Below are 13,921 nucleotides of genomic sequence, written 5' to 3'. Positions count from 1 at the left end.
GCGGCTGGAACCCCGGGGGACCCCGTCGGCCACCTCGCCCTCGCCCCGGGGGGTGGCCCCGCGCAGGGGGCGTGGGTTACGCTGCGTCACTGTGCGGACGACACGTCGTGGCTTCCTGATCGGCGCCTCCGCGGCGGCATGGACGTTCGGCACGACGCGACGCGCCGAAGCCGGAGGGACGACCGATCTCGGCGCCCCGGATCTCGACGTGCGCGACCTCGATCTTCCCGGCGATCGCGCGCTCGGCCGGCGCATGACCCTTTCGATCCCGCGCGGCCTCGATCCCACGAAGGCCCCGGCGCCGCTCCTCGTTCTCCTGCATGGCCTCGGCGAGACCGGCGACGAGCGCATGGGCGCCTACGCCTGGCTCGAACGGTACGGCCTCGCGACCGCGTTCGCGCGCCTCGGCCGGCCTCCCGTCGTGCGCACGTCGAAACGGCTGGACTTCACCGACGAACATCTCCGCGCGGTCAACGAGGAGCTCGCGCGCACGCCTTTCCGCGGCTTCGTGATCGCCTGTCCCTACACGCCGAACGTCAACAAGGCGGCGAACCCCAAGGCCGCGCTCGATGGCTACGCGCGCTGGATCGCCGAGGTCGTCGTCCCGCGCGCGCGCCGCGAGGCGCACGTGGCGACCGACGTCGCGCGCACCGCCCTCGATGGATGCTCGCTCGGAGGTTACGTCGCGCTCGAGGTCTTCTCACGCCGCCCCGAGACGTTCGGCGCGATCGGCGTCGTGCAGACGGCGATCGGCGCGCACCGGGCCGCGGGCTACGCCGATCGCCTCGCCGCGATCGTCACCGCTCACGGCGCGCGCGGCGTGCACGTCGAGACGAGCACCACGGATCCGTTCCGCGCAGCCAACGAAGCACTCTCCGCCGAGCTCACCAAGCGCAACGTCCCGCACGACGCCGTCGTCTTGCCGGGTCCGCACGACCAACCCTGGCTCCGCGAGGTCGGCACGCTGGAGATGCTCCGCTGGCACGACCGCCGCTTCCGCGGTTTGTCCGTCCGGAACCCCTGAGCGCAGCCTTCGTTACGCCTCGCCCACGGTCCGCATCGACATCATCACGGCGGGCGTAAGCCCGTGCAGCGCGTAGGCGCGCTCCCACCGATCGTCCACGTCGACGTCGAAGAGCACGCCTTCGTCGAGCGGCGTCGGCAGCCACGCGCCCGTCCCGATCTCCTTTTCGAGCTGCCCGGGGCCCCAACCGCTGTAGCCGAGCATCACCATCCGCCGCTTCGGATCCGGCGCGCCCGCCTGCGCCACGCGCTCCTGCACGAGCTCGTCGAACGCCGCGCGGCGCGACGTGATCCGGATCCGACCGTCCACGGCGAGCACGCCCTCCTGCTCCGCGTCAAGGCTCGGATCCACGCAGAGGATCCAGCCCATCGTCGGCGCCACCGGGCCGCCGAGGAACACCGGCCCCTCGTCCTTCGACTCGGGACCCTTGTACCCCGCGAGCTTCAGCACCTCGCCGAGCGACATCGGGGCCACGCGGTTCACCACGAAGCCGAGCGCGCCGTCCTCGTTGTGCACCGCGAGCAGCACGACCGTCCGATCGAAGTTCGGATCTCCGAGCGGAGGCGAGGCGATCAAGAACCCGGGCGCGAGCGAGCGGTGGGCTTTGTTCATCCGTTCCCATCTTAATCGAATTCGTCGCCGAGGGCGTCCTCGCTCCATGCTTCTTCCGCGTGCCTCGCCCCGCGCGACGCTCGACGCTACGCTCGCCTCACCATGCGCGACTGCACGGAAGGAATGCCGCCTCGCTCGCGGCCCTGGGTCACCGTGCATTTCGCGCAATCCCTCGACGGCCGCATCGCCACCTCCACCGGTGATTCGCGCTGGATCAGCGGCCAGGAGACCACGCGCTTCGCCCACGCCCTCCGCGCTGCCGCGGACGCGGTCCTCGTCGGATCCGGCACCGCGCTCGCCGACGATCCGCTCCTCACCGTGCGACACGTGCCGGGAAAACAACCCCTGCGCGTCGTGCTCGACACCCGCGGCCGCGTGCCTCCCGCAGCGCAGCTCTTCCGCGACGCGACCACACGCACGTTGCACGTCACGCGGCAGGCCTCACGCGCGACGCTGCCGTCCCACGTCGAGTGCTGCGCGCTCCCCGTCGCGACGAACGGGGAAGGCATCCACCTCGACGCGCTGCTCGGCGCGCTCGCGGAGCGCGGCACGCGCGAGCTCCTCGTCGAAGGCGGCCGCGGCGTGATCACCTCCTTCCTCCGGGAAGGGCTCGTCGATCGGCTCGTCGTCACCGTCGCGCCTCTCGTCATCGGCGCGGGCATCGAGGCCGTCGGTGATCTCGGCACCCGCAAGCTCGATCAAGCCCTGCGCCTGGAGCTCCGCCGCGTGGTTCACGTCGGCGGCGACGTGCTCCTCGAACTCGCCCGCGAAGGCGCGCCGCCCTTGCCGCTCTCCCTCCCCCACGCTGCCTCGGAGGCCTCGTGACCCGGGCCCGCGCGATCTGGTTCGAACGCCCCGGCGTCGCGGCCCTCCGCGACGAACCCCTCTCCGATCCTGGCCCGCACGAAGCCCTCGTCCGCACGCTCGCGTGTGGCGTCAGCGCTGGGACCGAACGCCTCGTTCTCATGGGCCGCGTACCGCCCGACATCCGCGCCGTGATGGCCCTGCCCGCGCAGCGCGGCTCGTTTGATCTCCCGACGAGCTACGGCTACGCGGCCGTCGGCGTCGTCGAGGCGATCGGCGTGCACACCTCGCCCGATCTGCTCGGCCGTACGGTCTTCGCGCTCCACCCGCACCACGATCGTTTCATCTCCAACGAACACGCGCTCCGCCCCTTGTCCGAGGGCATCCCCGCGCCCCGCGCCACGCTCGCGGCGAACCTCGAAACCGCACTGAATGCCGTGTGGGACGCGGAAATTGCGCTCGGCGAGCGCGTCGTCGTCGTGGGCCTCGGCGTTGTGGGGCAGCTCGTCGCGCGCCTCGCCACGCGCGCGGGTGGCCACGTCGCTTGCATCGACCCGGACGAACGCCGCGCCGCGCTCGCCCGCGACCTCGGATGCGCCGCAGCGCTCCCCTCGATCGACGCCGCGATCGTCGCCGAAGCCGACGTCCTGATCGAAGCCTCCGGCTCCCCCGAAGCCCTCGCCGCGCTCGTCGCTTCCGCCGGCTCCGAAGCGCGCATCCTCGTCGTCTCCTGGTACGGCGAGCGTGGCGTCCCCTTGCCCCTCGGCGGCCGGTTCCACCCGAACCGCGTCACGATCCGTTCGAGCCAGGTCGGCGCGATCCCGCCCGCGCGCCGCGCTCGCTTCACCTTCGATCGACGCTTCTCCGTCGTGAACGAACTGCTCCGCGACGACCACCTCGATCGCCTCGTCGGTCCGCTCGTTCCGTTCACCGATGCGCCCCGCCTGTACGCGTCGCTCGCTGCCGGCGAGGCGTGGAATCCGCCGCATCGTGTGCTCGATCCGTCACGTTGATCCGTGGCTCCTGCGGTATCTTGGAGCGCATGTACACGGTCGGCGTTCGCGATCACATCATGGTGGCTCACCGCCTCGACGGTGACTTCTTCGGGCCCGCGCAACGCATGCATGGCGCGACGTACGTGGTCAGCATCGAGGTCGAGCAAGAAGAGCTCGACGAGCATTGCGTCGTCTGCGACATCGGCATGCTCCGCGCCAAACTGCGCGGCGTCCTCGAGCAACTCGACTACCGCAACCTCGACGATCACCCGGGTTTTTCGCCGGGCAGGTCCACGACCGAGGTGATCGCGCGGTACATCCACCGCGAGCTCGGGCACGTGCTGCCGCTCCGCGCGGGTACGATGCTCACCGTCGTGCTCGACGAGTCCCCGAACGCGTGGGCCAAGTACCGCGGGCCGATCCGCCCGGCGTCGACCATGCCCGGCGTGGAGCCCGGGGTTGCTTGATGGCGCGCGCGTCGCATTCGTCGTCGATGGCCCGCTCGATCAACCCACGGGCGGCTACCTCTACGATCGCATCGTCGCCTCGGGCCTGAGGACACGCGGCTGCCACGTCGACGTCGTGAACCTCGACGTGCGTGGGCCGCTCGCCCCGCTGCGCGAAAACGTTCGCCTCCTCGGCCTCCTCGCGCCGCGCGTGTCCTCTCCCCGCATGCACGACGTCGTCATCATCGACGAGCTCTGTCATCCGCGCGCGGCGTTCGCGGCTGCGCTGCGCGCTCGATCGCCAGCGTCCCCGCGCCTCGTCACCTTGCTCCATCACCTCGCCGCAAGCGAACGAGCGGGCGCCTCCGCAAACCTCCGCCTCGCCCTCGAACGTGTCCTCCTCACCGCCTCGGATCACGTCGTGGTCACGAGCGAGACCACTGCACGTGTGGCCAAGGCCGCGGGCCTCCCGCGGGATCGCATCACCGTCGTGCCTCCCGGCCGCGATCGACTCGGCGCGCGCGCCACGCCCCCCGCGCGCGCACGCGGCGCCCCCGTGCGCCTTCTTTTCCTCGGCGCCCTCACGCCCCGCAAAGATCCGCTCGCCTTGCTCGAAGCGTTCGCCGCCGTCGCCGCGCGCGCCGTGCTCACGCTCGCCGGGCCTGCCGATCGCGACGCGTGGTACGCCGCGCGCGTGCTCGCCGCGGCCTCCCGCTTCGGGAGCCGCGTGCGCGTGACGGGCGCGCTCCCGGACGAAGCGCTCGCCCGGGAGCTCGGCGCGCACGACGTCCTCGTCCTCCCGAGCCGCTACGAGGGGTACGGCATCGCGCTCGCCGAGGCGGTTTCGCACGGCCTCGCCATCGTGTCGTGTCGCGCGGGCGCCATTCCCGAGGTCGTCCGCCATGGCGAAGAGGCCCTCCTCGTTTCGCCCGGCGATCCGCGCGCGCTCGAAGACGCGCTCGTCCGTGTCGTGAACGACGAGCAGCGTCTCGACGCCATGCAACACGCCGCCCTGCGACGCGCCGGGACGCTGCCTACGTGGGCCGACACCCAGGATGCCTTTTGCCGTGCCGTATTCCCGGCAGCGCGTTGACCCCCGCGCCGCGCGCGCTTTTTGCCGCCTTCACGAAACCCCGAACCACGTCCGCCTTCCGTTCTAGAATGGTTCGAGTTTCGTACGGATGGGCCACGCCATGCACGACGAGCACGTCGCACAGACCTCCCGCTTCGAAGGTGCCGTGGAGGAGGCTCTCGCGGGGGTGCGGGGCCTCTTTCGCCTCATCGTGGAGAAGACGAGTGAGCTCGTCGTCGTGCACCGCGGCGGCAAGATCCTCTACGCCAACCCCACGCTCCTCACGTGCCTCGGCCATGAGAGCGCCGAGTCGCTCTACGGCCGACCCCTCGGCGAGATCCTCCACGCCGAGGACGTCACGCGCGAGAACCGCCGCGTGCGCGTCATGCTCGCGACGGGCGAGGCCGCGCCGCTCTACACCTACCGCCTCGTGCGCCGCGACGGCGGCGTCATCACCGTCGAAGTCGCCTCCGCGCCCGCGCCCTTCGAGGGCGGCATCGCGATCATCAGCCTCTGCCGCGACATCACGACGCGCATCGAGACCGAGGCGCGCGTCTACCAGGCGAACCTCATGAACTCCATGGGCACGCTCGCCGCCGGCGTCGCCCACGAGATCAACAACCCCCTCGCCTACGTCACGCTCAACATCGCGCTCGTCACGAAGAAGCTCGAAGATCTCGCGAGCACCTCCGGCGCGCGGGGCGACACCGAAACCCAAGCGCTCGCGCGCGAGCTGCTCGGCTTCTGCGGCGAGGCCCTCGACGGCACCGGGCGTGTCGCGCAGATCGTGCGCGACTTCCGCGTCTTCTCCAGCGCCAACCAGGAAGAGCGCCGCCCCATCGACGTGCGCCGCGTGCTCGACGCCTCCATCAAGGTCGCCGACAACGAGATCCGCCATCGCGCCCGCCTCGTCCGCAGCTACGGCGACGTCCCGCTCGTCCACGCGAACGAGGCTCGCCTCGGGCAGGTCTTCTTGAACCTGCTCGTCAACGCCCTCCAGGCCCTCCCGCAAGGCTCGGCGCAGACGAACGAGATCCGCGTCGTCACGGCCACGCACAAGGTCTCGGGCAGCGCGCTCGTCGAGATCCGCGACAACGGCCCCGGCATCCCGACCGAGATCATGAACCGCGTCTTCGAGCCCTTCTTCACGACCAAGCCCGTCGGCGTCGGCAGCGGCCTCGGCCTCTCGATCTGCCGCAGCATCGTGAGCGCGCACGGCGGCCGCATCGAGATCGAGAGCGAGGTCGGCAAAGGCACCGTCGTCCGCGTCACGCTCCTGCCTGCCGAGAACGTCGATCTCGGCGGCGAACCTCGCTCCGAGATCCCGAAGCGCGCGCCCGTCCCGCGCCTCACGGTCCTCGTCGTCGACGACGAGCCCGCGCTCCTCTCGGCCATCGTGCGCCAGCTCGAGCGCAGCCACGACGTCGACGGACGGACGAGCTGGAAAGGCGCGCTCGAAGCGCTCTCAGACAAACCCTACGACGCCGTGCTCTGCGATGTGATGATGCCCGGGGTTTCTGGCTTCGACATCCACCGCGCGCTCTGCGAGCGGATGCCCGAGTCGAACGAGCGCATCGTCTACATGACGGGCGGCGCTTTCACCCAGGATGCCCGCAGTTTCCTGGCCCAGGCCCCGAACCGGTGCCTGGAAAAACCCTTCTCGCCGGCCGACCTCGAAGAGATCCTCCGCGCGATCGCCCCGCGCGCGCGCGCGTCGTCCTCGGTTTGAGCTAACCTCCGCCCCCGAGATGATGAGCGATGGCCTCCGCCTCGCGTTTCAGGGCGGCACCGTGCGCCTCGACGGCCTCGCGCAGGACGACGCGACGAGCCTGCCGCCCGCTTGCGCATGGGACGCGCGCGAGAACACCTTCCGCCTCCCCGCGTCTTCGTACGCGGACATCGTCCTCTGGCTGCGCGCCAAGAAGCTCGCCTTCACCGACGAAGCGCGCACCTACGACACGCTCGACATCGAGCCCGCCGCGCGCCACGAGCCCTTCCCGTACCAGCGCGAGGCGCTCGACGCGTGGGCCGCTCATCGCTTCCGCGGCGTCGTCGTCCTGCCAACCGGCGCGGGAAAGACCTACGTCGCGACCATGGCCATCGCTGGCCGCAAGCGCTCCACGCTCGTCGTCGTGCCCACGCTCGACCTCTTGAACCAGTGGTACGACATCCTCGCCGCCGCGTTCGGCCGCGCCATCGGCGTCATCGGCGGCGGCTACCACGAAGTCGAGCCGATCACCGTCACCACCTACGACTCCGCGCACCTGCACATGGATCGGCTCGGCGGGCGCTTCGGCCTCGTCGTCTTCGACGAGTGCCATCACCTCCCGAGCCCCTCCTACCAGCTCGCCGCGCGCATGAGCATCGCGCCCTTCCGCCTCGGCCTCACGGCCACGCCCGAGCGCACCGATGGCCGCGCCTACGACGAGCTCATCGGCCCCATCGTCTATCGCAAGGACATCACCGAGCTCTCCGGCGAGTACCTCGCTTCCTACGAGACCGAACGAATCAGCGTCCCGCTCTCGCCCGAGGAGCGCGAGGCCTACGACGCCGCCCGCGGCGAGTACGTCACGTTCCTCCGCGAAGAGGGCATCCGCATGTCGGCGCCCGACGGCTGGAGCCGCTTCCTCTACCTCTCCTCGCGCAGCGAGGCGGGCCGTCGGGCCTTCCTCGCCTACCGCAGGCAACGCGCGCTCGCGCTCGCCGCGCCGGGCAAGATCAACGTCCTCGCCCGCTTGCTCCACAACCACCGCCACGACCGCACGATCGTCTTCACCGAGGACAACGCGACCGTCTACCAGATCTCGCGCCGCTTCCTCCTGCCCGCGATCACCCACCAGACCCGCGTCAAGGAGCGCAGCGCCATCCTCGCCGCCTTCAACGCCGGTGACCTCACGGCCGTCGTCACCTCGAAGGTCCTGAACGAAGGCGTCAACGTCCCCGAGGCCAACGTCGCCATCGTGTTGAGCGGCAACGGCTCGGTCCGCGAGCACGTCCAGCGCCTCGGCCGCATCCTGCGCAAGGGAACGGACAAACGCGCGCTGCTCTACGAGCTCGTCGCCGAGAACACCGCCGAGCAGTACACGAGCGACAAGCGGAGGGAGCACGTTGCTTACAAGTGATCTCCTCCGCGTGCGCCGCAAAGGCGGCCGCGTCCTTCCTCGTTACCTCCGCGGCAACGACGCCGAGCTCGCCAAGACGCTCGCGAAAGACTTCGTCCGCATCCTCGGCAGCGCCGTCGGCCACAGCCGCGACGAGATCGAAGCCGCGCTCGACGCGGTCCCCGTCCCCGCCGACGCGCGCCTCGTCGGCGACGGCCTGCGCAAGGTCCTCGACGGCCAGTGCACATGGACTGTCCCCGCCGGCGTCGATCCCGAGGAGATCCGCCGCGAGGTCTTCCTCGCCGCAGCCCTTGCCCACCGCGCGCTCGACGTCCGCAGCGAGTTCGATCGCGACGCCGTCCTCGCCGAGCTCGCGCCGCGCCTCGGAAAAACCCCGGCGGAGATCGACGCTGCGCTCTACGCCGATCTACGCGAAAACGAGCGGCTCGAAGCCTTCCGCCCGATCGGCCCCGACGCCTTGCTCGAGCGCTACGACCTCGGCCTCGCCCAGGCCGTCTTGCTCAAGGCCACGCGTGTCACGATCCGCGTCGCCGACGAGGGCCCGGATCGGTACCGCAGGCTCTTTCGCGCCGCGCGCTTCCACGGCCTCATCCACGTCGTCGAGGGCTCGCCAGCGGAGGGCTACACGATCACGCTCGACGGCCCGTGGAGCCTCTTCGACGCGGTCCAGAAGTACGGCCTGCGCCTCGCCATGTTCCTCCCGCAGGTCCTCGCGTTCCGCTCCTTTCACGTCCGCGCCGAGCTCGCGTGGGGCAAGGCCAAGACCCGCGCCGTCCTCGAAATCGCCCCCGAAGACGGCCTCGTCTCGCACGTCGCCGAGGCCCCCTCCACGGGCCCCGATCTCGACGTGTTCAAGCAGGCCTTCGAGCGCCTCGGCTCCGAGTGGGTCGTCACGGACAACGATCACGTCTTCGCCCTCCCCGGCGAGATCGCCTGCGTCCCCGACCTCGTCTTCCGCAGCGAGACCACGGGCGAAGAAGTGTTCCTCGAGGCCTTCGGTTTCTGGAGCCGACAGGCCGTCTGGCAACGCGTCGAGCTCGTTCGCAAGGGTTTTCCCGCGAGGTTCCTCCTCGCCGTGGGCAAGCAGCTCCGCGTGAGCGAGGAGGTCCTCGGCGAGGACGAGGCCGGCGAGATCTACGTCTACCGCGCCACGATGTCCCCGCGCGCCGTGCTCGAACGTCTTCGTCGCAAGGGCTGACACGTCAATCCGTGGGCAGCGCCGACTCGTTGCCGATGAGCGAACGGGCGAGCAGCGGAACGCCGAACCCCTTCGCCGTGTGCAGCGTCGAGCTCGCCCCTCCGCAGTCGTACGTCGGCTGCGCGCTCGCCCATCGCGACTTGCACACTTTGTTCACGTACGCAGCGACCGATCCGCTCGTATCGCCGTGCCACCGCGTGTGCTCGATGCAGCGCGCGCCCATCGGCGTCCACTCCGCCTCGAACGCGAAGTCCGTCACGGCGGCGTCCTGGATCCCGAACTCGTCCCACACGTCCACGGGCGTCCCGTCCTGCGTGTGGGGCACGCCGTCGCCGCAGTAATCGGCGCGCAGCATACGCGTGCACGTCTGGTGCAGAAGCGCGCCGGGGATCTCCTTGCACACGCCCGGCGCGGCGCACTCCGTCACGCTGCTCCACGGCTTGTAACCAAGCTCGACGCACTTCGCGATCGCGAACGGCCTGCACGCGAAGGTGAAGGTCGTGTCGGACGGCTGGTGCATGCCGCTCGTCGGCTTCTTCTGCGAGTAGTCCCAGGTGCCCGCGAGCGGGATCGCGCGGCGCGGCGTACCACTCGACGTCGTGCCGCAGAGGCTCTTCCACGTGTTCTGGCTCGTGTTCGACAGGTACGAGACCTCGTACAGGAACACGTCGGGGCGCGTCGACGGCACGCGATCGTCGATCCGCAGCTTGATCGTCTGCCCGTTGCTCAGCGTGCCCGTGAGCGTCACGCCGACGAACGCGTCCGGGGCGAGCGGCGCGCCCGACGCCGTCTTCCCGACGAACGTCGTCCCTTCGAGCGTTACCCCGTTCAACGCGAGCCCGTTCAGCGCGAGCCCGTTCAACGCGAGCCCGTTCAACGCGAGCCCGTTCAACGCGAGCCCGTTCAGCGCGAGCCCGTTCGTCGTGCTGAGCGCCTGAACGGACGTGATGACCTCCTCCTCTTCGGGCTCTCCCGTCGGCTCGGTACAAGCGGAGCCGAAGAGCATTCCCAGGAGGATCGGGGCCCCCAAAGCGGCGCGTCTCCATCCATTTTCGGACGTGCAGGACATCCACGAATGCATGTTTCTCCCCTCTCTCGAACCGCAGATGCCCCGTCGCGCGGGCGCGTTTCGCCGGGGCCGGAGGGAAGCAACAAACCGTCGCCTCGAGATCCGTGGCTCACGGATCGCGGCGACGGTTCCCGATCCAACCCTTTCGCCAATAGAAGACGAAGAGCCCCGCCACGCTCAGCAACATGAGCCCGATCGAGGCCGGATATCCGAACCGCCATTCCAGCTCGGGCATGTTGTACGGCGAGATCTTCGTGTCGAAGTTCATGCCGTACACGCCCGCGATGAACGTGAGCGGCAGGAAGATCGTCGAGATGATCGTGAGCACCTTCATGATCTCGTTCATCCGGTTCGACACGCCGGAGAGGTGCAGATCCATGAGGCCCGAGGCGATCTCGCGGAACGTCTCGACCATATCCATCACCTGCACCGCGTGGTCGTACGTGTCGCGCAGATAGATCCGCGTGTGCTCCTGGATGTGCGGCGATCCGTCCCGGAGCAGCGAGTTCGCGACCTCGCGCTGCGGCCAGATCGTCCGCCGCAGCGCGAGCAGATCCCGCTTCACGTCGTGGATCTGGTGCGCCGTCCCGTCCTTGCCCTGCAACGCGTCGAGCTCGATCTCGTCGAGCCGGTCGCTGAGCTTCTCGAGCACGGGGTAAAACCCGTCGATGATCGCGTCGAAGAGCGCGTACGCGAGGTAGTCGGCGCCGCCCGTCCGCATGAGCTGCCTTCCTTTGCGGATGCGCTCGCGCACCGGTTCGAGCACGTCCGCGCTCGGCTCCTCCTGCACCGTCAGCACGAAGCCTTTGCCGAACACGATCGCGATCTGCTCGGTCACGAGCGCGCCCTTCACGTTGGACTGCGCCATCCGGCAGATGATCACCTGCTGCTCCGGGTACACGTCGCTCTTCGGCCGCTGCGGCACGTTCACCACGTCCTCCAGCGCGAGCGGGTGGATGCCGAAGATCTCCCCGAGCCGCTCGAACGTCGGCTTGTGCCCGATCCCCTGCACGTCGATCCACGTGACGCTCGGGCGGTCGTCGGTCAGGTAAGGCACGGCCTCGTCGACCGAGTCGATCCATTTCTCGACGATGTGCTCGAGGCAGTAGTCGATCAGGTAGATCTTCGGCTTGTTCGGGTCCTCGACGAGGAGCGTGCCGGGCGGCGCGCCGGGCGTGGGCTCGTTCGAGAGGATCAGGCTCGGCCGGGGCCTCTTGCGACCCGAGGCCAGGCTCTTCGACGAAGGCGGCGGGGCGTCCTGGGTGTCCTGCACGGAGGACATCCTACCGAAGGCCCGGCCTTGATTCGCCGCTCGCTTGCGCCGATGGGCGAGACCCCTCGCCATCGGCCTGGACTCTCGCTATGGACTTCCTCCCATGCCGGTCCCCGTCATTTCCGAGCAAGATTTCGAACGCGAGGTCCTGCGCAGCGAGCTGCCCGTCCTCATCGACTTCTACGCCGACTGGTGCGGCCCCTGCAAAACGGTGGCCCCCGAGGTCGAGGCGCTCTCGCGCGAGCTCGAAGGCAAAGCCAAGTTCGTCAAGGTGAACATCGACCAGAGCAAGCGCCTCGCGCAGGCGATGCGCGTGCAGGCCGTGCCGACGTTCATGGTCTTCTTCCGCGGCCGCCCTGTCGCCGGAGAACAAGGCGCCGTGCGCAAGGCGCGCCTGCGCGAGCTGCTCGATCCCTTCCTCCCGCGGGCCGAGGGCGCCATCCGCGTGCAGGAGCTCGCGCAGCTCCTCAAGCAACACCAGGTCGTCGCCGTGGACACGCGCGAGGCCGCTGCCTACAACCGCGCGCGTATCCCGGGCGCCGTCAACATCCCGCTCGAAGAGATCGAGACCCGCCTTGCCGAGCTCCACATGCTCCCGGGCGAGCCGGTCCTCTACGACCGCGCTGGCGACAAGGCGAAGGTCGTCGTCGAGACGCTCGCGAAGAGCGACGTGCAGATCGCGTTCCTCGAGAGCGGCTTCCTCGGCTGGGAAGCCGAGGGCCTTCCGATCGAACGACCCGATTGAGCCTCTTTGCATCGACCGCATCGCGGTCGATGCACCTGAGGTCCAGGGCTGTGCCCTGGTTCGGGTCCAGGGGCGAAGAGCCCCTGGTCGGGCCCGGGGTGAAACCCCGGCGCATCGCCTTCAGACGGCCAGCGCAGCCAGCGCAGCCTGGATCACCTCACGCAGCGCCACACCGTGTGTCTTCGCCGCGGCTGCGCAGTCCTCGAACTCCGGCTTGATCTGCGGCGGACCGAAGGGCCCCTCGCTGATCTTCACGCGCACCCGCCCGTAGGCCGTGTCCACGGCCACCGTGCGCCGCGGCCGCTCCGTCCGCGTCACCGGGATCTTCCGCAGCCCGATCGACGTCGTCTCGCGCAGGAGCGTCGCGCCCACCGCGTCTGCTTGCGGCGCTGGCGCGAGCGCTGCGATCGTCAGCGCTGGCCGCCCCTTCTTCATCGTGATCGGCACGGCCCACGCGTCGAGCGCGCCTGCTGCGAAGAGCGCCTCGATGGCGTGCGCCGCCATCTCGCCCGTCATGTCGTCCACGTTCGCTTCGAGCACCACGTGCGACGCGCCGATCGCGGGCTCATCCGTGTCGCCTCCGCGCGCGCCGAGCACGACCCGCAGCAGGTTCGGCCGATCCGGCAGCTCCCGCGACCCTGCGCCCCAGCCCACGCGCTCCGGCGCGAACGTCGGCCACCGCTCGAAGCGACCTGCTGCCGTCGCGAGGATCGCCGCGCCCGTCGGCGTCACGAGCTCCGCGTCGAGATCCACGCCGTACGTCGGCACGCCGCGCAGGCACTCCACCGTCGCTGGCGGCGGCAGCGGCAGGATCCCGTGACGTGCCTTGACGAACCCTCGCCCCATCGGCAGCGGCGCGCCCCGCACCTCGGCCCCGAGGTACACGAGCGCTGCGGCTGCGCCCACGATGTCCACGATCGCGTCGACGGCCCCCACTTCGTGGAAATGCACCTCGTCGAGCGGCATGCGGTGCACTGCGCTCTCCGCCTCGCCGAGCCGCCGGAAGATCCGGCGCGCGAGCGCTCGCACCTCGGGCTCGAGCGGGCAGGACGTGAGCATCGCGTCGATCGACGCGTACGTCCGCTCCGGCTGCGGCGTCTCCACGTGCACCTCGAACGAGGTCGACACGATGCCGCTCCGATGCACGTGCCCGCGCTCCAGGAACACCCCTTCGAGCGGCAGCGCCGCCACCGCGTGCTCGATCACGAGCAGCGGCACGCCAAGGTCGAGCAGCGCCGCGATCGTCATGTCCCCTGCGACGCCGCTGAAGGCGTCGAAGAACAGGATCTTCCCGACCCCCGAGCCCTGCTCCAGGAGCGGCGTCCTCACCGGATGCTCATGCCCGCGCCCGTGCTCGTGCCCGTGCACATGCCCGTGATCGTGCGAAGCCGCGGGCGCATGTGCGTGGGTGTGCGGGCGCTCGTGCGTGTGCGTGTGCGCGTGCCCGTGATCGTGCGCGTGATGCACGTGGCCTGGGCCGTGCGCATGATCGTCGTGGTGATGGTGATCGTGCCCGTGGTCATGGTCGTGCCCATGCCCATGATCGTGTCCGTGTCCGTGC

14 protein-coding genes are annotated in these 13,921 nt (G+C 70.0%); 9 read left to right on the top strand and 5 right to left on the bottom strand.

Translation table 11 applies throughout. The annotated features are described in order from the left end of the window. Positions 1–91: 91 nt before the first annotated feature. Entirely contained in the window at positions 92–1,024 is a 933-nt protein-coding gene (locus tag E8A74_RS15875; protein ID WP_136929853.1) for an alpha/beta hydrolase, read from the top strand. A 12-nt stretch (positions 1,025–1,036) separates the two neighbouring features. Here the strand turns inward: E8A74_RS15875 and E8A74_RS15870 are convergent, their stop codons facing one another. After that, positions 1,037–1,636: a YqgE/AlgH family protein gene (locus tag E8A74_RS15870; protein WP_136929852.1), complete on the bottom strand. Its 600-nt coding sequence runs from the start codon at positions 1,634–1,636 to the stop codon at positions 1,037–1,039. Positions 1,637–1,738: 102 nt separating this feature from the next. Here E8A74_RS15870 and E8A74_RS15865 point away from each other — a divergent pair, with 102 nt between their 5' ends. The 7 genes from E8A74_RS15865 (at position 1,739) to E8A74_RS15835 (ending at position 9,273) form a co-directional block, all read left to right on the top strand. Continuing rightward, entirely contained in the window at positions 1,739–2,461 is a 723-nt protein-coding gene (locus tag E8A74_RS15865; protein WP_211365369.1) for a RibD family protein, read from the top strand. Beyond that, a complete protein-coding gene (locus E8A74_RS15860; protein WP_136929851.1) occupies positions 2,458–3,453 on the top strand; it encodes a zinc-binding dehydrogenase in 996 nt (331 codons plus the stop codon). Before E8A74_RS15865 ends, E8A74_RS15860 begins: the two co-directional genes overlap by 4 nt. A gap of 29 nt (positions 3,454–3,482) precedes the next feature. Continuing rightward, complete coding sequence (locus E8A74_RS15855; RefSeq protein ID WP_136929850.1) at positions 3,483–3,902, top strand: 6-pyruvoyl trahydropterin synthase family protein; 420 nt, start codon at positions 3,483–3,485, stop codon at positions 3,900–3,902. Then, complete coding sequence (locus E8A74_RS15850; protein ID WP_136929849.1) at positions 3,895–4,974, top strand: glycosyltransferase family 4 protein; 1,080 nt, start codon at positions 3,895–3,897, stop codon at positions 4,972–4,974. The genes E8A74_RS15855 and E8A74_RS15850 overlap by 8 nt, the downstream gene beginning before the upstream one ends. 100 nt (positions 4,975–5,074) lie before the next feature. Next, entirely contained in the window at positions 5,075–6,682 is a 1,608-nt protein-coding gene (locus E8A74_RS15845) for a hybrid sensor histidine kinase/response regulator (RefSeq protein WP_170229157.1), read from the top strand. 22 nt (positions 6,683–6,704) lie between these two features. Beyond that, the gene (locus tag E8A74_RS15840) at positions 6,705–8,075 is read left to right on the top strand and encodes a DEAD/DEAH box helicase family protein (RefSeq protein ID WP_136929917.1); all 1,371 of its coding nucleotides are present in this window, start codon (positions 6,705–6,707) and stop codon (positions 8,073–8,075) included. Further along, a complete protein-coding gene (locus tag E8A74_RS15835) occupies positions 8,062–9,273 on the top strand; it encodes a DUF790 family protein (protein ID WP_136929847.1) in 1,212 nt (403 codons plus the stop codon). The genes E8A74_RS15840 and E8A74_RS15835 overlap by 14 nt, the downstream gene beginning before the upstream one ends. 4 nt (positions 9,274–9,277) lie before the next feature. Here E8A74_RS15835 and E8A74_RS15830 read toward each other — a convergent pair whose 3' ends face one another. Next, on the bottom strand, positions 9,278–10,279 hold the full coding sequence (locus E8A74_RS15830) for an ADYC domain-containing protein (RefSeq protein ID WP_136929846.1): 1,002 nt from the start codon (positions 10,277–10,279) through the stop codon (positions 9,278–9,280). Between the two features lie 172 nt (positions 10,280–10,451). After that, positions 10,452–11,615 carry a magnesium/cobalt transporter CorA gene (gene corA, locus E8A74_RS15825; RefSeq protein ID WP_232379572.1) on the bottom strand — a complete coding sequence of 388 codons (1,164 nt, stop codon included), beginning with the start codon at positions 11,613–11,615 and terminating at the stop codon, positions 10,452–10,454. 103 nt (positions 11,616–11,718) lie between these two features. On the opposite strand from corA, the gene trxA reads away from it, so the two are divergent. Next, the gene (gene trxA, locus E8A74_RS15820; RefSeq protein ID WP_136929844.1) at positions 11,719–12,360 is read left to right on the top strand and encodes a thioredoxin; all 642 of its coding nucleotides are present in this window, start codon (positions 11,719–11,721) and stop codon (positions 12,358–12,360) included. Positions 12,361–12,480: 120 nt separating this feature from the next. Here the strand turns inward: trxA and larC are convergent, their stop codons facing one another. Then, positions 12,481–13,689 (bottom strand): nickel pincer cofactor biosynthesis protein LarC, encoded by a 1,209-nt coding sequence (larC, locus tag E8A74_RS15815; RefSeq protein WP_232379584.1) that lies wholly within the window; start codon positions 13,687–13,689, stop codon positions 12,481–12,483. Next, entirely contained in the window at positions 13,686–13,895 is a 210-nt protein-coding gene (locus E8A74_RS54750; RefSeq protein WP_269749873.1) for a hypothetical protein, read from the bottom strand. The genes larC and E8A74_RS54750 overlap by 4 nt, the downstream gene beginning before the upstream one ends. Positions 13,896–13,921: the final 26 nt, after the last annotated feature.

Origin of the sequence: Polyangium fumosum (assembly GCF_005144585.1) — a bacterium.
Classification (GTDB): domain Bacteria; phylum Myxococcota_A; class Polyangia; order Polyangiales; family Polyangiaceae; genus Polyangium; species Polyangium fumosum.
The sequence above is the reverse complement of the archived record's forward strand: the minus strand, read 5'-3'. Positions and strand labels throughout refer to the sequence as shown.